Source organism: Luteibacter sp. OK325 (assembly GCF_003050935.1).
Lineage (GTDB): Bacteria > Pseudomonadota > Gammaproteobacteria > Xanthomonadales > Rhodanobacteraceae > Luteibacter.
In genome coordinates, this window is record NZ_QAOX01000001.1 from 145,991 (window position 1) to 171,081 (window position 25,091).

20 protein-coding genes and 1 other RNA gene are annotated in these 25,091 nt (G+C 65.8%); 5 read left to right on the plus strand and 16 right to left on the minus strand.

The window, feature by feature from the left end; all coding sequences use genetic code 11:
• Window positions 1-3: 3 nt before the first annotated feature.
• The 8 genes from mraY to rnpB all read right to left on the minus strand — a co-directional run bounded on the left by mraY (window position 4) and on the right by rnpB (window position 8,188).
• Window positions 4-1,086, minus strand: coding sequence for a phospho-N-acetylmuramoyl-pentapeptide-transferase (gene mraY / locus C8J98_RS00620; protein WP_107911076.1), 1,083 nt, complete (start codon window positions 1,084-1,086; stop codon window positions 4-6).
• A complete protein-coding gene (gene murF / locus C8J98_RS00625) occupies window positions 1,076-2,440 on the minus strand; it encodes a UDP-N-acetylmuramoyl-tripeptide--D-alanyl-D-alanine ligase (protein WP_107909935.1) in 1,365 nt (454 codons plus the stop codon). Before murF ends, mraY begins: the two co-directional genes overlap by 11 nt.
• The gene (locus tag C8J98_RS00630; protein WP_107909937.1) at window positions 2,437-3,927 is read right to left on the minus strand and encodes a UDP-N-acetylmuramoyl-L-alanyl-D-glutamate--2,6-diaminopimelate ligase; all 1,491 of its coding nucleotides are present in this window, start codon (window positions 3,925-3,927) and stop codon (window positions 2,437-2,439) included. Before C8J98_RS00630 ends, murF begins: the two co-directional genes overlap by 4 nt.
• 2 nt (window positions 3,928-3,929) lie before the next feature.
• On the minus strand, window positions 3,930-5,738 hold the full coding sequence (locus tag C8J98_RS00635; RefSeq protein ID WP_233260061.1) for a penicillin-binding protein 2: 1,809 nt from the start codon (window positions 5,736-5,738) through the stop codon (window positions 3,930-3,932).
• A complete protein-coding gene (ftsL, locus tag C8J98_RS00640; RefSeq protein ID WP_107909939.1) occupies window positions 5,735-6,007 on the minus strand; it encodes a cell division protein FtsL in 273 nt (90 codons plus the stop codon). Before ftsL ends, C8J98_RS00635 begins: the two co-directional genes overlap by 4 nt.
• Window positions 6,004-6,930, minus strand: coding sequence for a 16S rRNA (cytosine(1402)-N(4))-methyltransferase RsmH (gene rsmH, locus C8J98_RS00645; protein WP_107909940.1), 927 nt, complete (start codon window positions 6,928-6,930; stop codon window positions 6,004-6,006). Before rsmH ends, ftsL begins: the two co-directional genes overlap by 4 nt.
• A gap of 44 nt (window positions 6,931-6,974) precedes the next feature.
• The gene (gene mraZ / locus C8J98_RS00650; RefSeq protein WP_107909942.1) at window positions 6,975-7,421 is read right to left on the minus strand and encodes a division/cell wall cluster transcriptional repressor MraZ; all 447 of its coding nucleotides are present in this window, start codon (window positions 7,419-7,421) and stop codon (window positions 6,975-6,977) included.
• 400 nt (window positions 7,422-7,821) lie between these two features.
• An RNA gene (gene rnpB / locus C8J98_RS00655) (RNase P RNA component class A) lies at window positions 7,822-8,188 on the minus strand.
• Window positions 8,189-8,384: 196 nt separating this feature from the next.
• Here rnpB and rsmI point away from each other — a divergent pair.
• The 3 genes from rsmI (at window position 8,385) to C8J98_RS00670 (ending at window position 11,536) form a co-directional block, all read left to right on the plus strand.
• Entirely contained in the window at window positions 8,385-9,212 is an 828-nt protein-coding gene (rsmI, locus tag C8J98_RS00660; protein ID WP_107909944.1) for a 16S rRNA (cytidine(1402)-2'-O)-methyltransferase, read from the plus strand.
• A 114-nt stretch (window positions 9,213-9,326) separates the two neighbouring features.
• Window positions 9,327-11,132, plus strand: coding sequence for a penicillin-binding protein activator (locus C8J98_RS00665; RefSeq protein ID WP_107909946.1), 1,806 nt, complete (start codon window positions 9,327-9,329; stop codon window positions 11,130-11,132).
• A 29-nt stretch (window positions 11,133-11,161) separates the two neighbouring features.
• Window positions 11,162-11,536, plus strand: a complete 375-nt coding sequence (locus C8J98_RS00670; RefSeq protein ID WP_107909948.1) for a YraN family protein — start codon at window positions 11,162-11,164, stop codon at window positions 11,534-11,536.
• Window positions 11,537-11,558: 22 nt separating this feature from the next.
• Here the strand turns inward: C8J98_RS00670 and C8J98_RS00675 are convergent, their stop codons facing one another.
• The 3 genes from C8J98_RS00675 to C8J98_RS00685 all read right to left on the minus strand — a co-directional run bounded on the left by C8J98_RS00675 (window position 11,559) and on the right by C8J98_RS00685 (window position 15,904).
• Complete coding sequence (locus C8J98_RS00675) at window positions 11,559-12,233, minus strand: HAD family hydrolase (protein WP_107909950.1); 675 nt, start codon at window positions 12,231-12,233, stop codon at window positions 11,559-11,561.
• 90 nt (window positions 12,234-12,323) lie between these two features.
• Entirely contained in the window at window positions 12,324-15,068 is a 2,745-nt protein-coding gene (locus tag C8J98_RS00680) for an EAL domain-containing protein (protein ID WP_107909951.1), read from the minus strand.
• A gap of 59 nt (window positions 15,069-15,127) precedes the next feature.
• Window positions 15,128-15,904 (minus strand): iron-containing redox enzyme family protein, encoded by a 777-nt coding sequence (locus C8J98_RS00685; RefSeq protein WP_107909953.1) that lies wholly within the window; start codon window positions 15,902-15,904, stop codon window positions 15,128-15,130.
• 183 nt (window positions 15,905-16,087) lie between these two features.
• On the opposite strand from C8J98_RS00685, the gene C8J98_RS00690 reads away from it, so the two are divergent.
• Window positions 16,088-18,142 (plus strand): M13 family metallopeptidase, encoded by a 2,055-nt coding sequence (locus C8J98_RS00690; protein WP_107909955.1) that lies wholly within the window; start codon window positions 16,088-16,090, stop codon window positions 18,140-18,142.
• Between the two features lie 136 nt (window positions 18,143-18,278).
• Here C8J98_RS00690 and C8J98_RS00695 read toward each other — a convergent pair whose 3' ends face one another.
• From C8J98_RS00695 to C8J98_RS00715, 5 genes are read right to left on the minus strand one after another with little or no spacing between them, the layout of a single operon-like run.
• Window positions 18,279-18,989 carry an ABC transporter permease gene (locus C8J98_RS00695; protein ID WP_199229769.1) on the minus strand — a complete coding sequence of 237 codons (711 nt, stop codon included), beginning with the start codon at window positions 18,987-18,989 and terminating at the stop codon, window positions 18,279-18,281.
• Window positions 18,990-18,991: 2 nt separating this feature from the next.
• Window positions 18,992-19,921 (minus strand): ABC transporter ATP-binding protein, encoded by a 930-nt coding sequence (locus C8J98_RS00700; protein ID WP_107909959.1) that lies wholly within the window; start codon window positions 19,919-19,921, stop codon window positions 18,992-18,994.
• Window positions 19,918-21,042 carry an ABC transporter permease gene (locus tag C8J98_RS00705; protein WP_107909961.1) on the minus strand — a complete coding sequence of 375 codons (1,125 nt, stop codon included), beginning with the start codon at window positions 21,040-21,042 and terminating at the stop codon, window positions 19,918-19,920. The genes C8J98_RS00700 and C8J98_RS00705 overlap by 4 nt, the downstream gene beginning before the upstream one ends.
• Window positions 21,039-21,941, minus strand: coding sequence for a glycine betaine ABC transporter substrate-binding protein (locus C8J98_RS00710; RefSeq protein ID WP_233260062.1), 903 nt, complete (start codon window positions 21,939-21,941; stop codon window positions 21,039-21,041). Before C8J98_RS00710 ends, C8J98_RS00705 begins: the two co-directional genes overlap by 4 nt.
• 3 nt (window positions 21,942-21,944) lie before the next feature.
• The gene (locus C8J98_RS00715) at window positions 21,945-24,545 is read right to left on the minus strand and encodes a glycoside hydrolase family 31 protein (protein WP_107909963.1); all 2,601 of its coding nucleotides are present in this window, start codon (window positions 24,543-24,545) and stop codon (window positions 21,945-21,947) included.
• Between the two features lie 152 nt (window positions 24,546-24,697).
• Here C8J98_RS00715 and C8J98_RS00720 point away from each other — a divergent pair, with 152 nt between their 5' ends.
• The gene (locus tag C8J98_RS00720) at window positions 24,698-24,952 is read left to right on the plus strand and encodes a CsbD family protein (protein WP_158272552.1); all 255 of its coding nucleotides are present in this window, start codon (window positions 24,698-24,700) and stop codon (window positions 24,950-24,952) included.
• The last annotated feature ends 139 nt before the right edge of the window (window positions 24,953-25,091 follow it).

Consider the following 25,091-nt stretch of genomic DNA (forward strand, 5'->3'; position numbering starts at 1 on the left):
TTCTCAGCGCACCTTCAACGTGGCCAGACCGATAAGCACCAGCACGACGCTGATGATCCAGAAGCGGACGATGACGCGGGGTTCCGGCCAGCCCTTGAGTTCGAAGTGGTGGTGAATCGGCGCCATGCGGAAGATGCGCTTGCCACGCAGCTTGAAGCTGGCGACCTGCAGCATCACCGACGCGGTTTCCATCACGAACACGCCGCCCATCACCAGCAACACGATTTCCTGCCGCACGATCAGCGCGACGCAACCAAGGGCGGCGCCGATGGCCAGTGCGCCGACGTCACCCATGAAGACCTGGGCCGGATAGGTGTTGAACCAAAGGAAGCCGAGGCCCGCACCGGACAACGCGCTGCAGAAGATCGCCAGCTCGCCGGCGCCCGGGATAGCCGGAATGCCGAGGTACTCGGAGAACAGCTTGTTGCCGGCGAGGTAGGCGAAGATACCCAGCGCACCGGATACCAGCACGCTCGGCATGATCGCCAGGCCGTCGAGACCGTCGGTCAGGTTCACCGCGTTGGAGAAGCCGACGATGATGAAGTACCCGATCACCACGAAGAACAGGCCGAGTGGCACCGCCACCTGCTTGAACAGCGGCACGTACAGCGCGATTTCCGCCGGCGCCTGATGCGTCTTGTAAAGGAACACGGCCGCGGCCAGGCCGAACACCGACTGCCAGAAATACTTCCAGCGGCTGGCCAGGCCACGACTGTCCTTGAGTACCAGCTTGCGGTAGTCGTCGTAGAAACCGATGACGCCGAAGGCGAGCGTGACCAACAGCACCACCCAGATGTAGCGGTTGCCGAGATCGGCCCAGAGCAGCGTGGCGATGCCGATGGCGAACAGGATCAGCGTGCCGCCCATGGTCGGCGTACCGGCCTTGGAAAGATGCGTCTGCGGACCATCGCTGCGCACCACCTGCCCGGCTTTCAGCGCAGCCAGCTTGCGGATCAGCGCCGGGCCGAGCAGGAGCGACACGGCCAGCGCGGTGAGCGCCGCCATGATCGCGCGGAAGGTGATGTACTGGAAAAGATGCAGCGACGTGAAGTGCCGAGCCATCCATTCCGCCAGTTCAAGCAGCATCGGATGCTCCTTCAGCATGTTTCTTCATTGCCGCCACGACCCGGTCCATGCCGGAGGAACGTGACCCCTTCACGAGGCAGGTCACGCCCTCGTGGATCTGCGTGCAGGCCGCCTCGATCAGCGCCTCCTGTGTAGCGAAATGCTGCGCACCCGGGCCGAAGGCCTCGACCGCGGCGACCGTTTTCGTGCCGGTCGCGAGCAGCCGTTCGATACCGCGGTCATGGGCGAGCTTGCCGATGCCGGCATGCAGCTTGATCGCCTCCGGACCGAGTTCGGCCATGTCGCCGAGGATCAGCCAGCGTTCGCCACGAGCAAGCGACAAGGTGTCGATCGCGGCGGCAGCGGAACCCGGGTTGGCGTTGTAGCTGTCGTCGATCAGGACCCAGTTGCCCGGCATCACTTCCAGGTTGAGGCGGCCGGCGACACGCGGCACCTGCTCGAGACCTTCGACGATGACCTCGACGGGCACATCGAGCGCGGTCGCGATGGCGGCGGCGGCAAGCGCGTTCGCGACATTGTGACGACCGGCCATCGGCAGGTGCACGTCGCCGTCGCCATGCGGCGTCGACAGGACGAAGTGCGTGCCGTCGATGCGTTCCTCGATGATGTCCGCACCGATGTCGGCGCGGTGCTCGAGGCCATAGCGGAGAATGGTGCGCGTCCCGGCGAGGTTGGCGAAGAAGCCAGCGAAGCGCGTGTCGTCGGCGTTGATCACCGCGACGCCATCGACGGGCAGCGACTGGTAGAGCGCGCCCTTGGTTTCGGCGACGCCTTCGATCGTGCCCATGCGCTCAAGATGCGCGGGCGCGATGGAGTTGACGAGGCCGATATCGGGCCGCGCGATGGCAGCCAGGTAGTCGATGTCGCCCGGCTTGCCCGCGCCCATCTCGAGCACGAGGTATTGCGTATCCGCCGGCATGGCCAGCAGGGTCAGCGGCATCCCGATCTCATTGTTGAGGTTGCCGGCGTTGACGTGCGTGCGGCCGTGACGGGACAGGATGGACGCGGTCAACGTCTTCACCGTGGTCTTGCCGTTGGAGCCGGTGATACCAACCACGCGCACGCTGGTCTGGGCGCGTACGGCACTGGCCAGATCCCCCAGCGCGATCTGCGTGTCGTCGACGATCACCTGGGGAATCGCCACGTCGACCGGGCGCGTGACCAGCGCGGCGACGGCGCCGCGCTCGGCGGCTGCGGCAACAAAGTCATGGGCGTCCACGCGCTCGCCCGGAAGGGCGACGAACAGGTCGCCAGCCTTCAGCGTGCGCGTGTCGATGGAAAAGCCGGTGACCTCGGCATCGGCGCCTTGCAGGCGGCCGCGGGACCAGAGGGCGACGGCGGACAGGCGCATCATGCGCGGGCTCCTTTACTGCTGCTCTTGGCCATCGCCTCACGGGCAACGGCGAGGTCATCGAAGGGCAACTTGCCCTGCGGACCTTCCTGATAGGTTTCGTGACCCTTGCCCGCGATGAGCACGACGTCGTCGGCTTTCGCATCGGCCAGCGCCAGGGCGATGGCTTGCGCGCGATCGCGCTCGACCCGGATGGTGTCGCGGTGGGCAAAGCCTTCCATGATCTGCGCGACGATCGTGTCGCCGTCTTCCGAGCGCGGGTTGTCGTCGGTGACGATGACCGCGTCGGCGAGACGCTCGGCGATCGCGGCCATGATGGGGCGCTTGCCCTGGTCACGGTCGCCACCGGCGCCGAACACGCAGATCAGCCTGCCCTTGGTGTGCGAACGCAGCGCCAGCAACGCTTGCTTGAGCGCGTCCGGCGTATGCGAGTAATCGACGACGACCAGCGGCTTGCGGCCGTCGCCGCCCAGACGGCTCATGCGGCCGTTGACCGGTTCCAGGGCTTCCAGCGCCGCATGGATTCGGTCGAATGGCTCGCCCAGCGCACCCAGTACGGCTGCGACGGCGAGCAAATTGGCGACGTTGAAGCGGCCCAGCAGCGCGCTACGCACGGTGCGCATGCCCCAGGGCGTATTGAGGTTGAACGAGAGACCCTTGGCCGACGTCACGATGATGTCGGCGCGGACTTCGGCGTCCTTATCCGTGCTCTCGCCCGCCATCGTCGTGCGCAGCTTCGCGATGCCTTCGCCCAGACCCTTGGCCAGCTTGATGCCGAATGGGTCGTCGATGTTGATCACTGCGGCGCGCAGGCCTTCGAAGGCGAACAGCTTCGCCTTGGCGGCGCCATAGGCTTCCATCGTGCCGTGGTAGTCGAGGTGGTCGCGGGTCAGGTTGGTAAACACGGCGACATCGAATGCCAGCGCGTTAACGCGCCCCTGTTCCAGCGCGTGCGAAGAGACCTCCATCGCGACGTGCGAGGCACCGGCGTCACGGAAATCGGCCATCAGGGCCTGCATGCTGATCGCATCCGGCGTGGTCCGTTCGCCTTCGACGACGGCGCCGTGCATGCCCGCGCCAAGCGTGCCGACCGTGGCCGGCTTGCGACCGAGGAAGGCCAGTGCCTGCGCGATCAGCTGCACGGTGGAGGTCTTGCCGTTTGTGCCGGTGACGCCGATGAGATCGACCGACTGCGATGGCTCGCCGAAGAAGCGGGCGGCGATCGCGCCGGTCTTGTCACGCAGCTTGTCGACGACAACCACCGGCACGCCAGCATCGGCTTCGGTGAACGGCGGCTCGGCGAGGATCACGCTGGCACCCTGCGCCACGGCGTTCGCCGCGAAGTCGATGCCATGCCCCTTGCCGCCGCGCAATGCGACGAAGGCGTTGCCGTCGGCGATCTCGCGAGAATCCAGCGAAAGCCCCGAAACGACGATGTCACCGGCACCCGAGGCGTCGGCGAAGCCATGAAGAAGTTCGGCGAGCGGCATGGTCACGGGACCACCTCTTCCGCCGCGCTGTCGTCCGCCTGCGGCGGCGGTGCGTTGGAGCCGCCGATCAGACCACCCACGCTGGGGCCGCCGACGTACCAGCGGCCAACGTTGTCCGGCGGGATGTCGAGCAGGCGCACGGCACCTTGCATCACCTGGGCGAAGGCCGGACCGGCGACCGAGCCGCCATAGTAGTGGCCGCCTTGCGGGTCGTTGATCACGACGACGGTGACGATACGCGGCGCCGTGGCCGGGATCATGCCGACGAAGAGCGAGATGTAATTCTTCGCGTAGTAACCGCCGACGGAGAATTTATGCGAGGTACCCGTCTTGCCCGCCACGCTGTAGTTGGCCACTGACGCGAAACCAAAGCCGGTGCCGCCCGGCTGAAGGACGGTCTCAAGCATCCGCACGATCTGATGCGCCACCTCTGAGGTGATGACCTGGTTCGGCGGATTGTCCGCACCCTTGATGAAGCTGGGCGATCGCAGCGCGCCGCCGTTGGCGATCGCGGCGTAACCGGTGGCCAGCTGCAAAGGCGTCACGCTCAGGTTGTAGCCGTAGGCCATGCGTGACTTTTCGATCGGCTTCCAGGTACGGCTGACCGGCAGATAGCCGGCCGCTTCACCCGGGAAGCCGCTGCCCGTGCTGCTGCCGATGCCGAAGGACTTCCACATGGTGTAGAGGAATTCGGTGTCCAGCGTCATGGCGATTTTCGCGGCACCGACGTTGGACGACTTCGTGATCACGCCGGTCGGGGTGAGCGTGCCCCAGTTGTGCGTATCGCGGACCGGGTGCCCACCCATCATCCAGGTACCGGGCGAGGTCTCGATCAACGGCGAGGTGGGGGTGTACTTGCCGCTGGTGAGCGCGGCAGCCATGGTAAACGCCTTCATCGTCGAACCCGGTTCGACCACGTCGGTGACCGCGCGGTTGCGACGGTCGTTGGGCGTGCTGCCACGCACGGCATTCGGGTTGAAGGTCGGCAGGTTGGCCATGGCGAGCACTTCACCCGTGTGCACGTCCATGACCACGATGGAGCCGGAGTCGGCCTTGTTCTTCTCGAGGGCGTCCTTCAGCGAGCTGTATGCCAGGTACTGGATGCGACGGTCGATGGACAGCGTGATGTCGCGCCCCGGCTGCGGCTCACGCACCAGCTCCACGTCTTCGACCGCGTGACCCATGCGGTCGCGAATGACGCGCTTCGCACCCGGCTTGCCGGCCAGCCATTCGTCGAAGGCCAGCTCGAGACCTTCCTGACCGTGGTCATCGATATTGGTGAAGCCAAGGATGTGGCTGTTCACCGCACCTGACGGGTAGTAACGGCGGTACTCGCGCTGGGAGGCAATGCCCGGGATCTTCAGGTCGACGATGGCCTGCGCGTCCTCGGGACGCAACTGGCGCGCGATGTACATGAATTCCTTGTCGGCGCGGGCGACGATCTTCTGCTTGAGATCGTCGGCGTCGACGTGCAGCGCCTTCGCCAGCTCGGGAATGCGGTCTTCGTTCTCCAGCACTTCCGGCGGATTGGCCCAGATCGAGGCGACCGGAGTGGACACCGCCAGCGGCTCACCGTTGCGGTCGAAGATGGTGCCACGCGATACGGCGATAGGCATTTCACGCAGGAAACGGGCATCGCCCTGATCCTGGTAGAACTGCTTGCTCACCACCTGCAGGTAGAACGCGCGAACCACGAGGCCCGACGCACAGAGGCTGAGCAGCGCGACGACCACGGTCATGCGCTTGCGCGGGCTTGGGCCCTGGCCGCGGCGGCGGCTCGGCACGACCGGCTTGCCGTAACGCGCTTTCATCGACGCACCAGCTGGATGTCCTGCGGCCTCGGCGTGAGCATGCCGAGCTTGGCGCGAGCTTCCGCATCGATGCGGCTTGGTTCGGCGTACGTGGCCTGCTCCAGCTCGAGACGACCGTACTCGACGCCGATGTCGTCCTTCTGACCCTGCATGCGCGACAGCTCAACGAAGAGCACGCGGCTTTCGTGGCGCGTCCATACCACCCCGATCGCGCTGGCGAGGACCGCCAGCAGCAGGATCGAGAGGCAGATCGCGCCGAACACTTTCATGCGAGTTTCTCCGCGATGCGCAGCACGGCGGAGCGCGAACGTGGGTTCGCTGCCACCTCGGCGTCGGACGGGAAAATCGCCTTGCCCACCGGCTTGAGGCGGGCCTGTTTCGCTGCCTCCGGCGGCGGCCCGCGGCGGTTGCCCTGCACACGGCCCTCGTGGGAGCGGATGAACTGCTTCACCGTGCGGTCTTCCAGCGAATGGAAGCTGATCACGGCGAGACGACCGCCCACCTTGAGCAGGTCCAGCGCCGCTTCGAGGCCGCGCTCGACGGATTCGAGTTCGGCGTTCACGCGGATACGCAGCGCCTGGAAGGTGCGCGTCGCCGGGTTCTTGCCCGGTTCGCGGCGACCAACGCAGCCGGCGACGAGGTCGGCCAGCTCGGCTGTCCGGGTGATCGGTGCGGTGGCGCGGCGCTCGACGATCACTTTGGCGATGCGTCGGCTGAAGCGCTCTTCGCCGAAGCGCCAGAGCACGTCGGCGATCTCGACCTCGTCGGCTTCGGCGAGGAAGTCAGCGGCGCTGATGCCACGCGTCGTGTCCATGCGCATGTCGAGCGGCGCGTCAGCCATGAAGCTGAAACCGCGACTGCGATCGTCGAGCTGGGGGGAAGACACGCCGAGGTCGAGCAGGATGCCGTCGAGTCCGCCTTCGAGCGCGGTCCATTCGCCCATGGTGGCGAAGTTCTCGTGGCGCAGGGCGACACGCGGATCGGTGGCGAGATCGGCTTCAGCCACGGCGATCGCCGTGGGGTCGCGGTCCATCAGGAACAGGCGGCCATCGGCGGACAGGCGATCGAGGATCACCCGGGCGTGACCGCCACGGCCGAAGGTCCCATCCAGATAGCGCCCGTTCTCGCGCAAGGCGAGGCCCTCCACCGCTTCGTCGAGCATCACAGGGATGTGCACATCGCGCCCCGCCATTGCCACATCCCGCTCCCGTTCCACCAAGACCTCGAATTAGTTCGTCACAACCGCAGTTCCGCCATGTCGTCGCTGATCTCGTCCTCGCCGATCGTTTGCCGGATCTTGGCGAGGTGGGCTTGTTCGCTCCAAAGCTCGAACTTGTTGCCCATGCCGAGGAGGACGGCCTTTTTTTCTATTCCAGCCGCCGAGCGTTGGCTCGATGGAAGGAGGATGCGGGCCGCTCCGTCAGGCTCGACGATGGCCGCGGCACCCACCAGCTTCATCTGCAAAGCCCGATGTACGGCCTTGACGCTGGGCAGCGCATTGACCTGGTCACGGACCTGCTCCCATTCCGCGTACGGAAAGATCCACAGGCAACCCGTGTCGAAGGGGTTGTAGGTAACGACCAGACGATTCGCACAGGCGTCGGCAACCAGATCCCGATACGACGTCGGGATCGTCAGACGACCTTTGTCGTCGACCGTGATGGCTGTCTCACCTTGAAACATCTTTGTTGGCCGCCCCACCAAATCCCACGATTTCACACTGGGGCCCACGATAGTCTCGGGTCCTGAGACTGTCAAGGAAATTTTTCTTGTGAATCAAGGAGAAAGCTCACGTTCATCACCAATTCCAGCCGTTTCTGAGGAAGGCACGGAAGGTGGTTGAATCGTTGAGGTTTTTTAGGTTCGACGTCGCCGTTTCAGGGGCCCCGTAAATGCGAATTCGAATGTGTGACTGAACTCACGTTCATGCGACGACGAACAACCATGTAGGAGCCGATTCATCGGCGATCCCGCGGCAGCGGGCCAGGGTGAGGCGAGCACCCATCGCCGATGAATCGGCTCCCACATGACCTGACAAACAAAGCGGCGCCGTCGTTGTCGACGGCGCCGCGATGCCTTGAAGAAAAGGAGTCGGCCTGTAAGCCGGGTTCTGTTCGTCTTGCGACGTGACAGTCATTCTTCTCGGCCTGGCGTCACCGCCAGGCTCTAGCAACCTACCCGGGAACGACGCGGGCCGCGTCATAGTTCCCTTATTTGGTCTTGCTCCGGGTGGGGTTTACCGTGCCATGCGACGTTAGCCCCGCATGCGGTGCGCTCTTACCGCACCCTTTCACCCTTACCTGATCCCCTTGCGGGGCCATCGGCGGTCTGCTCTCTGTTGCACTAGCCGTCAGCTCACGCTGCCCAGGCGTTACCTGGCACCCTGCCCTATGGAGCCCGGACTTTCCTCGATACGCCCGAAGGCGTGACGCGACTGTCCGGCCGACTCCACCGCCAATGATACATGTGGGAGCCGCTTCAGCGGCGAAAAAGGACACGTAGGAGCCGATTCATCGGCGAATGGCAAATAAACCCGCTGCGCGGCAGCGCTCCTTCCACATTCCTGGCCCCATTCCCCATCGAAGGAAGAGCATCGCCGATGAATCGGCTCCTACAATGCCCGGTCTCACCCACCGGATTACCCTGATGTCTCTTTCCCGCCCCGGCATGCTCCATGTGGTCGCCACGCCGATCGGTCATCGCGACGACATCAGCGCCCGTGCGATCGAAACCCTGAAAAGGGTCAAGGTCATTGCCGCCGAGGACACCCGGCACACGCGCCCCCTCCTCCAGCATCTGGGCATCGACACGCCGCTCGTCGCCTTGCACGACCACAACGAGCGCACCGCCGTGGATGGCCTGGTCGAGCGCATGCGCGGTGGCGACGATGTGGCCCTGGTCTCCGATGCCGGCACGCCCCTGATCAGCGATCCGGGCTTTCGCCTGGTCCGTGCCGCGCGCGCGGCAGGCCTGAAGGTAAGTCCGGTTCCCGGCGCCAGCGCCGTCATCGCCGCCCTGTCCGTGGCTGGCCTGCCCAGCGACCGCTTCATCTTCGAGGGCTTCCTGTCGGCCAAGGCGGGCGCCCGACGGGCACGCCTGAACGAATTGACTGCTGAATCGCGCACGCTCATCTTTTATGAGTCGTCGCATCGCATCCTCGAGTCCCTCGAGGACATGCGCGATACCTTCGGTGCGGACCGGGAGGCCGTGGTCGCGCGCGAGCTGACCAAGATGTTCGAAACCGTACTCGACGGCGCGCTTTCGAGCCTGGTCGAGCGGGTCGCCGCCGATCCCAACCAGCAGAAGGGCGAGTTCGTGGTGATGGTGGCCGGGCGGGAGGAAGGCGAGGACGAGCGACTGGCCGAAGGCCTGCGTGTGTTCGCCATCCTCAAGGAAGAACTGCCGCCGGCCAAGGCGGCGAAGATGGCCGCCGCCATCACCGGTGCGCCCCGCAAGGCCCTGTACGGCAGTTGATCGGGCCTGCCCTTCGCGGGCAGCGCCTCACATCGGCCTCGCGAAGCGATGGGCTATGATCCGGACGTTTCAGTGCCGCCAGCGGCGCTGCCGTGCTGCCCAAGGAATCTTGCGATGCGACCGATCCGCGCTACCACCCTCGGCCTCCTGCTCTGCACCGGTCTCGCCGGCTGCGTGACCCAGGGCGGCGTGAGCCAACACGGCTCCGCCCCCACGGGCGAAGCCACGCAGGCGGCGCAGGCGCTCTACACCAAGGGACAGTTCGACCAGGCCGCCCAGGCCTACCTCGCTCTGGCTGGCCAGGATCCGGCGCATCGTGACTACTACAAGCTTCTCGCGGCGGAGGCTTACCGCCAGGAAGGTGCGCTCGACCGCGCCGCACCCGTCGTCGCCGATATCCATCGCTCGCACCTCGAGGGCGAAGACGCACTGCGCTTCGATGCCCTGCGCGCCGAGATCGCCCTGAAGAACAACGATCCAGCTGCTGCCCTTTCGTATACCGGCAAGCCCTCGTCACGCGTGTCGCCGCAGATCGACCAGCGGCTGGCCGAACTGCGTGCCCGCGCGCAGGCCGCGTCGAACGATCCCTGGAGCGCCGCGCAGACGCGCGTTGAGCTCGACGGACAGTTGCGCGGCCTCGACCGCGAACAGAACCGCAGGGAAATCCTTTCCCTCCTCACCGGCATGGGCGCGCAGCCGCTGGCCGAACGCGGTGGCGCGTTGCAGCCCAACGACCCGATGCGCCCCTGGGTGGTCGAGGCTCAGAGTCAGCTCGGTAGCGTGACGCGTACCCCCGCCGTGCTCGACCAGGCCGTGGGCACGGTCACGGGCGACAAGGGCGTGCGCGAAGGCTACAAGGTGCCGACCAAGGTCGCGCTGCTGCTGCCCCTCACCGGCCCACTGGCGGGCGCGGGGACGGCCATCCGGGATGGCTTCTTCACCAACTACATCGAAGCGGCACATACCAATGCGCCTCGCCCGGAAGTCGTCGTCTACGACGCCGGCAACGACGCGGCGCATGCCGTTGCCGCCTACGACAAGGCCGTCGCCGAAGGCGCCCGCTTCGTCGTCGGTCCGCTCAATCGTGACGGCGTGACGGCCATTTTCGCCAAGGGCGCATTGCCCGCGCCGATGCTTACGCTGAACTACCCCAACGACAACAAGAACCTGCCGCCGGCCGGTGCGAACGAGTTCGGTCTGTTGCCGGAGACCGAAGGCGCCCAGGTGGCCGACCATATGGCCGATCGAGGGATGCGCACCGCCACCGTCATCATCTCGACCGATGATTTCGCCCGCCGTGCCGGCAACGCCTTCAAGGCGGAGTGGCAGGCCCGCGGTGGCACCGTGGCGAGCCAGGCGACGCTGGACCCCGCGAGCATCGATTTCGCCTCGCAGCTTTCCGCGCCTCCCGCCGACCAGGATCCCGCCACCAGCGGTGTCTTCATCAGCATGAAACCGCAACAGGCGCGTCTGCTCCTGCCGCAGCTACGCCTGGCCAAGAACACCTTGCCGGTGTTTGCCACCTCCCACGTATACAGCGGCGGCGACGACGCCACGGCCGATCGCGATCTCGAGGGCGTGGAGTTCTGCGACGCCCCGTGGCTGTTCGATGGACAGCCCGGCCTGCCGCGCCGCGCCGACCTGTCATCGGCGCTGCCCTCGACCAAGGGTGTGGCCGCACGACTGTTCGCGTTCGGCATGGATGCATGGGGCCTGGTGCCGTACATCGACTGGATGCGCGGGCATCCTGGCAGCTATCTGCCGGGCGCCACCGGTCAGCTGGTAGCCGATGAGTTCGGACGCGTGCGACGCGTACTCATCTGGGCGCGCTTCACCGACGGCGTGGCCCACCCGGTCGCGGGTAGCCTCGAGCTTGAAGCGCCGGCAGCGGCCCCGAACGTGGAAAGCGGCGGCGGCTGATTCCCGCCGGCGCGGCCAGGGAACGCCGCGTGACCACAAAGAAGAACACCACCGAGCGCCGCGCCACCGGAGACCACTTCGAGGGCGCGGCGTTGTCGTTTCTGCAGGCACGTGGCCTGCGCCTCGTGCGCGCCAACTTCCTCTGCCGCCACGGCGAGATCGACCTGGTCATGCGTGACGGCGACACCGTTGTGTTCGTGGAAGTGCGCTATCGGCGCAGCGCTGCGTTCGGTGGAGCGCTGGGGTCCGTCACAGCGGCCAAGCGGCGCAAGCTGATCAGCGCGGCACACCTGTGGCTGGCGTGGCATCCGCATGACGCGCGAAGGCCATGCCGGTTCGATGTACTGGCGTTTGAGGGGGATGCCGTGGAATGGGTTCGGGGTGCCTTTGAGACGAGCCGCTGAAGCGGCTCCCACAACAACACGATCAGGCGGTGGCGAGGAAGGCCCCGCGGCCCATGTTCGCCAGCTCGCCGACGGCGTCGATCGTGATATCCGGCGGTGTTTCCTGCAGTTCCGCGCCGGCCGCTGTGGCGTAGTGGCCCTGCCTCACGAACACCGTGGTCACCCTGTCGCCGAGAAGCTTCTTCAGCGCGACGAGGATGCGTGGCTTGTCGTCGACCATGACGTAGTGGTCGGCCGGATAGCGCTTCTGCATATCGTCGAGCATGTCTTCCTTGTGGACATAGATCAGCACGTCTTCGCGGAACGCCTCCCACAGACCGGCGCGACGAATCTTGCGCGGCTGGAACACGGTATCGCCGTCGGACATGATCACCGGCCGGCCAAGCGTGCGAAGGTGATCGATCGCTTCGAGCACGCCCGGGAAACGGCGCTCCTCGAAGGGATAATCCAGCAGGAAGAAGGACATTTCCATGAAGGCCGGGCTGCTCTGCTGGCCACGCAGGCGCTGCAGCGCACCGAGATAATCCGCGTAGCCGACCTGGTCGCGGATCTCCTTGTCGATGGCCTTGTAGCGAGCCCGCCCTTCTTCGCCGAAATCACGCACCAGGCGTGCGGCGAGATCGGCGCTGAAACGGTCGTTGTCGATCAGCGTGTTGTCGACGTCGAACAGGAAAACGATGGGGTCGCGGGTGGACACGATGGATCCTTGCACGGGTAACTTCCCGGTTATATGGGGATGCTCATCGTGGACCGAAGGGGTCGGCGGGGTCTTGTATCAGCGGACCGTTCAAGCCCGGCGCGGAGGGACCAGGGAAAGCCGGGTACCACCGCTCGTCTTCGCATGTGGCGCCAGCAGGCGCTCGATCTCATCCGGCGGCAGCGGGCGCGAATAGAGGAAGCCCTGACCTTCCTGACAGCCGGCACGCAGCAGGAAGTCGTGCTGGGCTTCGGTCTCGATACCCTCGGCGATCGTGTGCAGGTCCAGGCTTCGGGCGATGGCCACCATGGCCTCGGTAATGGCCACGTCGTTGCCGTTGGTCGGCAGCCCGGTAATGAAGGAGCGGTCGATCTTCAGATAGGCCACCGCCGGCAGTTTCAGGTAGGCCAGCGAGGAATAGCCGGTGCCGAAGTCATCGATAGCCACGCCGACGCCCAGCTTGTGCAGGGCGAGCATGGCGCGCTCGGTGTCTTCGCCAAGGCGCAGGATCGCGCTCTCGGTGAGTTCCACCAGCAAACGTTTGGGCGCGATGCCGGTGGTAAGCACGGCCTGGCTCACGCCCGCAAGAAAATCCGGATGACCGAACGAACCCGCCGACACGTTCACCGCCAGACGCAGCGGCGGCAGCCGCGCGACGTCCCACAGGCGCAGCTGCTCGCACGCGGTCTCGAGTACCCATTGGTCGATCTGGCGGATCAGGCCGAGGCTCTCGGCCAACGGAATGAATTCGTCCGGCCCCACGTTGCCGCGGTCGGGGTGACGCCAGCGGATCAATGCCTCCACGGCGACGATGCGACCGCTCTTCATTTCCACGCTGGGCTGGTAGACCAGGTGGAACTCGCGACGCGCCAGCGCCTGGCGCAGTTCGGACGCCAGCTTAAGGCGGCGCCGCGCGTCGGCGTGCATCTTCGGCGTGTAGAAGCGCAAGGCATTGCGCTCTTCGGTCTTGGCCACGTACATGGCCGCATCGGCGTTCGCGATCAGGGTGACCGCATCGTTGCCGTCGAGCGGGTAACCGGCGATACCAATGCTCGCGCTGACATACAGCTCGTAGTCGCCCAGGTCGAAGGGACGTGCCAGCGCGGCCAGCATGGCTTCGGCGACCACGAGCGCCTCCTCGCGCGAGCGCAGGTCGGCAAGCAATACGGTGAATTCGTCGCCACCGATACGGCCCGCCACATCGTCCGGTGTCAACTGCGCACGGATGCGCTCGGCCACGCGCATGAGCAGGGCATCGCCCGTAGCGTGGCTGTAGCTGTCGTTGACCACCTTGAACGCGTCGAGATCGACGAAGAGCACGGCGATGGCCCCCCGCTCGTGCGCGGCACGCGTGATCGCTTCGGCACAACGGCGCTCGAATTCGGCGCGCGTGACCAGGCCGGTGAGCGGATCGTGCGTGGCCATGTGCTGCAGGCGCTGACGATCGGCCTTGCGCGTGGTGATGTCGGAGACCACCGCGACGTAATGTTGCGGGCGTCCCTCATTGTCACGAATGGTGCTGATACTCATCAGCTCCGGATAGGTACTGCCATCGGCACGCCGGCTTTCCACTTCGCCGAGCCAGTTATCGCCAGAGGCGATGTCTTCCCACAACGACGCCGGCAGGGGGCGACCATCCGGTAGCGTGCGCGTGGCGTCGAAGCGCGTGCGGCGCAGGGCCTGTAGCGAGATGCCGGTGAGTTTGGCGTGCGCCGCGTTGGCCGTGGTTACACGGCGGTCGGCGTCGGCGATGATCACACCTTCGGCGATGCTGGCCAGGGCCTCGGCGGCGATCCTGCGCTCCTGCTCCATCGCCACGCGGTCGGAGATGTCGCGCACGATCGCCTGGCAGACCTGACGCGAGCCCCAGACCACAAGACTGCTTTGCGTTTCCACAGGTCGATCGCTGCCATCGGCGTTGCGCAGCACGCCGGTACCCGCGTGATCGGAGCCTTCGACGATCAGGCTGGAAAGCTGGATACCGATCAGCTCGGCGCGTGAACTGCCCACCCAGTTGGCGGCCCTTCGATTCGCGTCGAGGATGCGCCCGCTTTCCTCGTCGACCATGAAGATGGCGTCGGCCGCGCTGTCGAACAGCAGGCTGTAACGCTCTTCGGTACCGCGGATGGTGGCGACGATACGCCCGGCCATGCGCAGCCAGAGCAGCGAGGCGAGCGTCGCCACGCCGAAGACCGTGAAGAACAGGACGCGGCCGATCCACGAGGCGCCGTTGGCGATGTCGAGTGAGAAGGCTTTGGCGCGCGGTTCGATGTAAGTGTTGAGCGCCGCGATATGGGCGCGTTCCGTGTCGATCGTCGCGGCCGGTGGCGTGCCTGCCGCATACGCGCGGTCGAGCCGGTCGGCGGTGTCGGCAAGGTCGATCAGGCTGGCGTCCACGGAACGCCATTCCGTCACGGCTTCGCGCACGTAGGGCATGCCGGAAAGGTATTGGAAGATGAAGACCATCCCTGGGATGGCCTCGGGAATCACGCCGCCCCTGGCGAAGGCGTCGTTGACCTCGGCGTGGACGAAGTCCCCGCTCGCGATCGAGTCACGTGCCCAGCGGTCGGCCACCAGCACGTCGTAATTTCGCCGGAACCCGGCAAGGTCTGACGGACGTCCATGCGTGGCGTATTCGTCAAGATCGATGACGGCCTGCTTCTGCGCCTTGGACCAAAGACTCTCGCCGTTGAGGAAACCGGCGAGAGTCACCTGCGTCTGGAGCGCCACCCACGTGAGGGCGAGGATCAGGCCAACGACCGCAACGAGCGCATAGGCCAACGGCCTGAGGCGCCTCGAAAGGGGCAATTGGTGGCTGGTCTCAACGCGTTGCATCGGTCCCTCAGATCCTCATCCGGTCGTGATAGTGCGCTACATGATGCCCAACTTGCGAGTTACGCGGCCGCCTCGTTCCACGTGCGAATCGACGTGGTGGCGTCCATGCAGCGATCAAGCGTAATGCTCATGCTGACGTAGCTGCGACGGACACACTCCCTGATGTGCTCGATCTGGTCTACCGGGGGGTTGGTTCCCAGCAGGGTGCAGACGATCTCAAGCGCTTCCCACGGATGTGTATCGTCATAAGCGGCGTGAAGCTGAAGCCAACGCAGGCCGGCTTTACGGCCCGTAATCGGCAGGCTTTCGGCGTAGGCCACGCTTTCATAGACAATTTGCGACCAATCGCCCGTTGCGCCTTCCACCGCATAGTTGGTGGCGGCGATACCCGCGGCCAGCGAATCGTTGCGGCTCACCTCCTCGCACCACTGGGCCAGGGCCTGCGTGCCCTTGGGCGGCTCGGCCCGGAGCAGGTCCTCACGGGACACCCCCGCGCTCTCCGCCCAGTTCAGCCAGTACTCGGCGTGGTTCTGTTCCACCCGGATGTTACGCACCAGCCAGCGACGGGCGAGGTCGTCGCCCGGGCTGCGGCCGTAACGTGTCTTCAGCAGGCTGTGCGACATATAGCCCGGGAAGCGTTCGATGACCGGCCAGACGCCGATCATGAAGTTGCGGGTGGTCTCCGGATCGAGGGTGGCGTCGATCATCGACGACCACATCTCATGGCCGACGATCTGTCGCCGCGTGTCCTCGCAGGACGAAACCATGTCCTGTGCCCAGAGCGGATAGCTGGCGATATCGGTCTGTGAGCCGGTCAGTTCGAAACGAGCGTTCATAAAGATCTCCCTAAGGATCTGCTGCCAATTGAAGGTCCAGGCAGGCCCGGGCGACCCGCGGCCCGCCTTGCCGGCCCTGTTGCAGGGCCGGACGATCATTAGGCCACGTAGCCCATTCGTCATGGACACAGGCGCCGCGGCGGGGTCTATCGTTGGCTTCCCGAATCCAAGGACATCGCTCCCATGGCCACGATCAACCGCATCCTCGCCGCTGCCATCGCCTGCGGCCTCGCCTCCACGGGCGCGCTCGCCGCGGGCGCACCTGTCGGCGTGGACCTGAAGGGCATCGACCATTCGGTGCAACCGGGCGACGACTTCGACGGCTATGCCAATGGGACCTGGAAGAAGACCGCGGAGATCCCCGCCGACCGGGCCAGCACCGGCGTGTTCCTGGAGGTGTTCCAGAAAGCCGAGAAGCGCAACGCGGAGCTGATCAAGGCGGCTGGCGAAGGCCACCCGGCGGCCGGCAGCGAGCAGCGCCTCATCGCCGACTACTACAAGGCGTACATGGACGAGGCCGCCATCGAGAAGGCAGGCCTGAAGCCGCTTGAGCCCGCGCTGGCTTCGATCGATGCGATCAAGGACAAGGGTGCGCTGTCGGCCGCGCTCGGTGCGCAACTGCGCGCCGATGTCGACCCGATCAACGCGACCAACCTCGACACCGAGCACCTCCTCGGCCTGTTCGTCGCGCAGGGGCTGGAGGATCCATCGAAGAACATGCCTTACCTCTTGCAGGGCGGCCTGGGCATGCCCAACCGCGACTATTACCTGAAGACCGACAAGGACATGGTCGACACGCGCGCCAAGTACGCCGCGTACGTCGAGGCCGTGCTGGCGCAGGCCGCCACGCCCGATGCGGCCGGCAAGGCCAAGGCGATCGTGGCGCTGGAAACGAAGATTGCCCAGGCCCAGGCTTCGATCGTCGAAAGCGAGGACATCCACAAGGCGAACAACCCGTGGCCGCGCACCGCCTTCGCGAGCAAGGCGCCGGGTATCGACTGGGCTGCCTACTTCAAGGCGGCCGGCCTGGACGACCAGCCCACCTTCATCGTCTGGCAGCCGGCGACCGTGGCGAAGTTCGCCGCGCTCGTTTCCAGCGAGCCGCTGGACACGTGGAAAGCCTGGTTACGGTTCCACACGATCAATGCCGACGCTTCCGGGCTGCTGCCCAAGGCCTATGACGACCTTTCCTTCAGCTTCTACGGCCACACGCTCACCGGCACGCCGAAGCAGCGCGACCGCTGGAAGCGTGGCGTCGGCCGCGTCAACGCGGATCTCGGCGATGCCGTCGGCCAGGTCTATGTGAAGCAGTACTTTCCGGCCTCCTCACGCGCCCAGGTGCAGGACATGGTGAAGAACATCCTGAAGGCGTTCGATGCACGCGTGGACACGCTGGACTGGATGTCGCCGGCGACCCGGCAGAAGGCCAAGGCGAAGATCGCCACGATCAAGGTCGGCGTCGGTTACCCGGATACCTGGCGCGACTATTCGAAGCTGGAAGTCCGTCCGGACGACGCCCTCGGCAACCATGAGCGGTCCAGACTTGCCGAATATCACCATCAGCTCGCCAAGCTAGGCAAGCCGGTCGATCGCGACGAGTGGTGGATGACACCGCAGACCGTGAATGCGGTGAACCTGCCGCTACAGAACGCGCTCAACTTCCCCGCCGCGATCCTCGAGGCACCTTTCTTCGACCCGAAGGCGGACCCCGCGTCCAACTATGGCTCCATCGGTGCGGTGATCGGTCACGAGATCAGCCACAGCTTCGACAACACGGGTGCCGAATTCGACGCCCAGGGTCGTCTCGACAACTGGTGGACCGATGCCGACCAGAAGCATTTCAAAGACGCTGGCCAGCGTCTGGTCGAGCAGTTCAATCAGTACGAGCCGCTACCCGGCCTGCACATCAATGGCCAGCAGACGCTGGGCGAGAACATTGCCGATGTGTCCGGCCTGACGATCGCTTATGCGGCGTACAAGGAGAGCCTGCACGGCAAGCCGGCACCGGTCATCGACGGCCTGAGCGGCGACCAGCGCTTCTTCCTCGCCTTCGCCCAGTCGTGGCGAACGAAGACCCGGGATGCCGCGTTGCGCGCGCAGGTGATCGGCGACGGCCATGCGCCCGGCGAATTCCGTGCGCAGACCGTGCGCAACCTGGATCCCTGGTATGACGCGTTCCAACCGAAGGCGGGACAGAAGCTTTATCTGGATCCGAAGCAGCGGGTGAAGATCTGGTAAGCCTGTAAGAGCATCGCCGCTGAAGCGGCTCCCACAAAGAGCAGGTCTGGCTCCTGTGGGAGCCGATTCATCGGCGATGTGGGAGCCGATTCATCGGCGATGTGGGAGCCGATTCATCGGCGATGTGGGAGCCGATTCATCGGCGATTCCTTCGGATCCGCCGCTCGACACTGCCGAGCAACCCATCGATCGACAACGCCAGCGCCCCGACCAGCAACGCCCCCTGCACCACGTAAGCGGTATTGTTCCCGACCAGCCCCTCGACGATCGGTGACCCGAGCGTCGTCGCTCCCACGGCCGAGCCGATGGTGGCGGTGCCGACACCGACGATCGCCGAGAGCCGCACGCCAGCCATGATCGGGCCGGCTGCCAGCGGCAATTCCACGTCCCACAACCTTCGCCAGCGTCCGTAGCCCATGCCATCTGCTGCATGCAGCGCCGCAGGCGACACATTATCCAGGCCGGCCACGGTCTGGCCGAGCACCGGCAGCACGCCGTAAAGGGTCAGGGCAAGCAAGGTGGGCGCCGCGCCGAAACCGAGCAAGGGCACGGCGATCGCCAGCACAGCGACCGGCGGAAACGTCTGCCCGATCACGGCGATCGCACGTACGGTCGGCAGCAACGAGCGCCCGGTCGGGCGCGTCGCCAGCACGCCGAGCGTGAGGCCGATCGCGACGGCCACGAATGTCGCCAGCGCGACCAGCCATAAGTGCGAAAGCGTCAGCGCAAGAAAGGACGTGCGCGCGTACAGCGGATGCGACAGTGTCGGTATCCAGGCGTGAAACCATGGCTCGCTGTGCGGCAGTACGAGCAGCAAGGCGACCAGCAGCAGCGGAGCGAAGATCACCTTCACTCGCGCGATGCCACGAGATCGGCGAGCAGGATCGTGCCGGCAGGATGCCCGTCTTCGTGCACCGGCAGGCGATCGCGACCCTGCGTCAGCATCGCTCCCAGCGCATCCTGCAATGACGAACCGCCATCGACGGCGTCGCCATCGGCGATCTCGCCCTTGCGCATGCTGTCGCGCACGAGCCGCACCGCCAGCTCGCGCAGTCGCGCACGCGATCCGCCGACGAATTCGCGCACGCGTTCGTTGACCGGCTGGCGGATCAATTCGAGCGGCGTGCCTACCTGGGCGACTTTCCCGTCGAGCATCAGGGCCACGCGGTGGCCGAGGCCGAACGCTTCGTCCATATCGTGCGTAACGAAGAGGATCGTCGTAGCCGTATCGCGCTGAATTGCTTTCAGGCTGGCCTGCAACGACTCGCGGGTGACCGGGTCGAGTGCGCCGAACGGCTCATCCATCAGCACGATGCGCGGCCGCGCGGCGAGCGCACGTGCAACGCCGACGCGCTGCTGCTGTCCGCCGGATAGCGTATCCGGATACCGATCGACGATGCCCGGTTCGTCCAGCTTGAGCAGGATGAGCAGCTCCTCGACACGCGCGTCGATTTCCGCCTTCGACCAGCCGAGCAGGTGCGGGACGGTGGCAACGTTCTCGCCGACGGTGCGATGCGGAAACAGGCCGACGGACTGGATGGCGTAACCAATGCCACGACGCAACGTTTCGACATCCTGTGTGGCCACGTCCACACCGTCGATGCGCACGTTCCCCGCATCGATGTGGACCAGGCGGTTCACTGTGCGCAGCAGCGTGGACTTGCCCGAGCCCGATGGTCCGACGAGAACGAAGAATTCGCCATCCTCGACGCGCAGCGACAGGTCGTCGATGACGACGTGCTCGCCGAAGCGTTTGTGGACGTGGTCGAACTCGATCATGAGCGGCGTTCCGTAAAGGCGAGCATGGCCTGGAAGAGGAGGTCGACGGCGAGCGCCAGCGCGATGATCGCCAGCGTACCCAACATCACCATGTCGTTGGCGCCCTGGCCGATACCGAGGAAGACGAAACGTCCCAGACCGCCCGCGCCGATCAGGGTGGCGACTGCCGCCAGTCCGATCGTCTGTACCGCGACGATACGCAAGCCGGCGAGCAACACCGGCCAGCCCAGGGGCAACTGCACACGCGACAGCAGCTGCAGGCGACTCATGCCGAGCCCGCGAGCCGCTTCACGCGCGTCCGGCGGCACCGCACCGAGGCCCGCGACGGTGTATCGCACCACCGGCAACAGGGCGTACAGCACCAGCGCAAAGACGGCGGGCGCGGCGCCCGTGCCACCAAAGCCAAGCGCGCCAAGGGCAGGCCATGCCCGCGCCAGCCATGCGAAGGGGCCGATCAGCAGCGCGAACAAGGCCAGCGACGGTACGGTCTGCAGGAAGGCAAGCACGCCGACGACGGCCCCGTCCGTTCGCCGTGCGCGCCATGCCCACCAGCCCAGCGGCGCGCCGATGACGAGTGCCAGCACCAACGTCGTCGCGGCAAGGCTCAGGTGGGTAAGCAGTGCGTCCATGAAAGGACCGCGCTGTGCGTGGAATTCACGGACCAGGGCCAGCGATTCGAAGGCGCCGGCCCTGCTCATCGCAACGAGTGCCACGAACAGCCCGGCCCAGGCGACGATCCGCCCCGACGTTCGCACACCGCGCAGGCGATCGAGCAGGAGCAGGTTCGCCGCGAGCCACATCAGCCAGAAACCCGCGCCCAATGGAACACGCGCGCTGGCTGCCGTCGCATGGAGCAAGGCGCGTGCATCCATGCCTGCAACCAGGGGCAGACCGGCGATCAATGCCCACGCCAGCAGCGCGACGGCAACCCGGCTACCCCGGACCTCGAGCATGCCAAGCCCCGCGAGCAGAACCCACGACAGAGCCAGCGCTACGACGTGTGGACTGTGCGGCTCGCCGCTCAGGAGCCGGTTGGGCGTGACATAGAGGAAGGGAAAGGCGATCGCGCAAAGGAGGCCGATGCCGGCCAGCACGAGGACAGGAAGCGCGCGCGGGTTCACGGCACCAGCCCCTCTTCGCGGAGATAGTCGCCGGCCACGACGGCCGGATCTTCGCCGCTGATCTGTGTTCGCGCGTTGAGCTTGCGCAATACCTCGACCGTCAATGGCCGGAAGGCGGCGTCCAGCGAACCGCGCATCGCAGGATAGCGGCGCAGCACATCGTCGCGAACCACGGGGGCGGGCTGATAGACCATTTCCACGTGTCGCGGGTCGGCAAGCACGACCAGGCCGGTGACGGCGATGGCACCGTCCGTCGAATAGACCATGCTCGCGTTCACTCCCGAAATACCTTCGGCGGCGGCCTTGATGGTCGCCGAGGTATCCCCGCCCGCGAGCACCAGCAACTGGTCACCGCGCAAGGTGAATCCGTAGGCGGCCTGGAATGCCGGCAGCGCCGCATCGCTCTCCACGAACTCGGCCGATCCGGCCAGGAACACCTCGCCCTTGCCGTTTACCCAGCGCGCGAAATCGTCGAGCGTGCCGAGCTGCGCCGCTCGTGCCACGTCGCCACGCACACCGATCGCCCAGTGATTGTCGGCAGGTGCCGGTGTCAGCCAGACCAGGTGGTTGGCGGCACGGTCGAGTGAGGCGGCGAGTGCGTACGCCTGGCGCGCGTCGCGAAAGGCGGGGTCATTCTCGCGATGAAAGAAAAACGCCGCGTTGCCGGTGTATTCCGGGTAGACGTCCAGATCGCCGTTGAGCAAGGCGCGACGCACGATGGACGTGGGGCCGAGCTGGGTCCGGTCGATCACCGGCACGCCGTCATGGCGAAGCACCTGCAACAGGATCTGCCCGAGTACCGCACCCTCGTTGTCCGCCTTCGAGCCCACCCGGACCGCGGCCTGCCCGTACGCTGTCGAAGCGAGCATGGTGAGCAGGGCGCAGAGCAGGCGACGCAACGGTCAGCGCCCGAGAAGGCTGGTAAACGTACGCTTGAAGGTCTCGTCGATCGGCGTGGCATACACGCTCGCCGGCAACCCGCGGAAGCGCGCTTCGAAAGCGAGTACGGCCGCCATGAAGCGGCCCGCACGACCTTCATCGTCGCCATCTTCCACCGCATAGGCCAGCACGCGCGCCGCCTGACCGGCAAGGTCGACGTCGTCAGGCAGTGCCGAGATGTCGCCCCATACCTGCTTCAGATAGTCCACGGCGATGCCGGCACGGCGCATGCGGTGCAGCAGGCCAGCCGGCATCGTGTGCTCAGGTGTGAACCGCGCGACGATATCCTGCGGCTCGTCCAGCGATACCGACCCCAGGTCGACGCGGATGCAAAGCGATGCCGTGTCGAACAGCCAGGTCCGCGGCGCGGGCGGCTCGCTGTACGGCAACGCCACACCGTTGACCTCGACACGTTCCGGTATGCCGGCGTCGAGCAGCTCGACGATGTACGAACGCGCGCTGGGACGTCCTTTGTAGTCTCCGCGCATGGCGTCGATGTGCACGCGTTGCGCACGATCGCCACGACGGCTGCGCACACAGGTGCGCGCGAATTCGCCGCGCTGGTAGCCCTGGCTCTCGCCGTCGTCATCGTAGAGCTCCGTGGCACCTTCGTCGCCGGGGAAAATCTGCAGGATCAGGGCGTCGGGCACGCTGGCGAGGTTACGCATGCCCTCGGGATACAGGGGCACCACGCTGCCCGGCCGGACGAAGATGGGAATCTCCTCGAGCGTGTAATGGCGTTCGATCATCTGCCCACCCTCGAACGCCTCCGCGCCGTCGCGGCTGTACCAGAGGCCGGGCGGTAACCACACCGGAAACGATGCGGCACCGTCCTCGCCTACCGGTGCCGTGACCGGCGCCACGAGGATGTCGTTGCCGAACATGTATTGCGCCGGGTGGCTGTACGCCTCTTCGTGCTGTGGCCAGTGGTAGTACATCGGCCGCACGATCGACAGCCCGGTGTCGTAAGCGTGGCGTGCGGCAGCGTAGATGTACGGCGCAAGCTGATAACGCAGCCGGATCGCGGCGAAGATCGCGTCGCCATAGGGCGGACCGAAGTGCCACGGCTCCTTGTGCAGACTCGCTTCCTTCGCCGAGTGCGTCCGCAGTACGGGACTGAATACGCCCAGCTGCATCCATCGCGCATAGAGCTCCGGCTCGAGATGCCGTTCCGGCCGCGGAATATGCTTGTGGAAGGTATGCCCACCGATGTCGTGGCTCCAGTAGCCGTAAAGCACATTGGACGCCATGGCGGTGAAGTGCGGCTGGAACGCCAGCGAATCCCAGGAGATCACGCTGTCGCCGGAGAAGCCTATGGGATACCGATGGTTACCGAGCCCGCCCCATCGATGGTAGATCAGTCCGCGCCGATCGCCGTCGCGCTGCATCTCGGTGAAGAATGTGTGGTTGAGCCACCACGTGTTCGACAGTCCCGGGTGTGCCTTCGACTCGGGCCATTGCTGCCAGTCGAGCCACCAGAAATCGACACCGACCTTCTCCAGTGGATGCAGCACCGTGTCGAACAAGGCACGCATATACGGCTGCGATGTGCCTTCGAAGGGAATGGCCGCCTTTGTCGAGGTGTCCCAAGACAAGGCCTTCGCCATGGCGTCGTATTGTTCTTCGTGAGGCAATACACCCGATGCCGGGTGCAGGTTCAGGGTCACCCGCAGGTGCTGTCCGTGCGCCCAGCGCATGAAGGCCTTCGGATCGGGAAACAGGCTGCGATTGAAGGTGTAGCCGGTCCAGCCGGATTGCTCGCCGAAGACGTCCTTGTGCTCGTGCCCCGGCCGCAGCGACAGGCCAGGCGTGGTATGCCAGTCCATGTCGAGCACCAGCACGTCCAGCGGAATGCGTTCCTTCTCGAAGCGAGCACCGAGCGTGCGCAGTTCTTCGTCGGTGTAGTTCCAGTACCGCGACCACCAGTAGCCGAAGACGAAACGTGGCGGGATTGGCTGGGGTCCCGCGATGGCGGCGAAATCGCCCAGCGCGGCACGGTAGGCATGGCCGTAGCCAAAGAAGTACAGGTCCTGTCGCTCACCCGCCGGACGCTCGAGCACCCAGCCTTCGTCATCGATGCCGTAGCCTTCGGTATCGTCCACCACGTGCCAACCGTCACGCGCGATCAGCCCTTCCTCGATCGGCAGCTTGCTGCCGTCCTGCCAGGTGTCGCCGTCATAGCGGTCCAGCGTGCGATAGGTACCGCCGAGGTTGACCTTCTGGGCATCGCCCGGTTTCCAGGTCAGGTCGTCTTCGCCCTGGCGAACGTGGATGGAAAGGTTGGCCGCGGTGAAGCGTCCACTGCCTTTCTCGTAGCGCAGCCGCAGCGCGCCGGTGTCGATCTCCAGCACGTGCTCGTCTTCGGCAATCCGGAACGGCGGCACGTCCAGCGCCCGGTGCACCACGATCTGGGTGCGGTTGTCGCGGAACTGGCCCGAGGCGCTCCATTCCAGGCGAATGAGCCGTGGCGTGAGGACGCTGAAGCGCACCCCGGCGCGCTCGATCACGGCCTCGGGGTGGGCCGCTGCGCCGGCATCGGGCCGGTGGTCTGTCGTGGCTTCCATGGGCGTGGAGCCCCCTTCTTCGACGCGAGGTAGGCCATTATGACGCGTTGCCGCATGGAACCGGTGAAAGACTGCGCTTGACGGGGTCTTGCCGCGCCATGCACATCCGGCCCATCACCTTCGTTGCTTCAATCAACGTCGGGAGCGGGACCATGAACGAAGACCAGATCCGGGGCGCAGCGAACACCATCGGTGGCCGCGTGCAGCGGGCAGCCGGCGCACTGGGCGGTGACCACGGCCTCGAAGCCGAAGGCGCCATTCGCGAGACCGCCGGCCGCGTCCAGGCCAAAGCCGGCGAAGCGGTGGACAGCGCCCGCGACGTCATCGCCCACCGCCCCCTCGGCGCGATCCTGAGCGGCTTTGGCGTTGGCATCCTGGTCGGCATGCTGCTCGCCCGCCGCGACTGAATACACAACTCTCGTAGGAGCCGCTTCAGCGGCGAACCCTCAGGTTGTCGAATTTGCGAATGAGGCCTTGCAATGATCGGGCGAGCGGTTGGACCGCCGGCACGATGCAATGCAATGCCTCATTCGCCACCGGCCTTTC

What these genes read in the sequence shown, in the direction of transcription:
- mraY (WP_107911076.1), bottom strand. Translation starts at nt 1,086, where the DNA reads ATGCTGCTTGAACTGGCGGAATGGATGGCTCGGCACTTCACGTCGCTG.
- murF (WP_107909935.1), bottom strand. Translation starts at nt 2,440, where the DNA reads ATGATGCGCCTGTCCGCCGTCGCCCTCTGGTCCCGCGGCCGCCTGCAA.
- C8J98_RS00630 (WP_107909937.1), bottom strand. Translation starts at nt 3,927, where the DNA reads ATGCCGCTCGCCGAACTTCTTCATGGCTTCGCCGACGCCTCGGGTGCC.
- C8J98_RS00635 (WP_233260061.1), bottom strand. Translation starts at nt 5,738, where the DNA reads ATGAAAGCGCGTTACGGCAAGCCGGTCGTGCCGAGCCGCCGCCGCGGC.
- ftsL (WP_107909939.1), bottom strand. Translation starts at nt 6,007, where the DNA reads ATGAAAGTGTTCGGCGCGATCTGCCTCTCGATCCTGCTGCTGGCGGTC.
- rsmH (WP_107909940.1), bottom strand. Translation starts at nt 6,930, where the DNA reads ATGGCGGGGCGCGATGTGCACATCCCTGTGATGCTCGACGAAGCGGTG.
- mraZ (WP_107909942.1), bottom strand. Translation starts at nt 7,421, where the DNA reads ATGTTTCAAGGTGAGACAGCCATCACGGTCGACGACAAAGGTCGTCTG.
- rsmI (WP_107909944.1), top strand. Translation starts at nt 8,385, where the DNA reads ATGTCTCTTTCCCGCCCCGGCATGCTCCATGTGGTCGCCACGCCGATC.
- C8J98_RS00665 (WP_107909946.1), top strand. Translation starts at nt 9,327, where the DNA reads ATGCGACCGATCCGCGCTACCACCCTCGGCCTCCTGCTCTGCACCGGT.
- C8J98_RS00680 (WP_107909951.1), bottom strand. Translation starts at nt 15,068, where the DNA reads ATGCAACGCGTTGAGACCAGCCACCAATTGCCCCTTTCGAGGCGCCTC.
- C8J98_RS00685 (WP_107909953.1), bottom strand. Translation starts at nt 15,904, where the DNA reads ATGAACGCTCGTTTCGAACTGACCGGCTCACAGACCGATATCGCCAGC.
- C8J98_RS00690 (WP_107909955.1), top strand. Translation starts at nt 16,088, where the DNA reads ATGGCCACGATCAACCGCATCCTCGCCGCTGCCATCGCCTGCGGCCTC.
- C8J98_RS00700 (WP_107909959.1), bottom strand. Translation starts at nt 19,921, where the DNA reads ATGATCGAGTTCGACCACGTCCACAAACGCTTCGGCGAGCACGTCGTC.
- C8J98_RS00715 (WP_107909963.1), bottom strand. Translation starts at nt 24,545, where the DNA reads ATGGAAGCCACGACAGACCACCGGCCCGATGCCGGCGCAGCGGCCCAC.
- C8J98_RS00720 (WP_158272552.1), top strand. Translation starts at nt 24,698, where the DNA reads ATGAACGAAGACCAGATCCGGGGCGCAGCGAACACCATCGGTGGCCGC.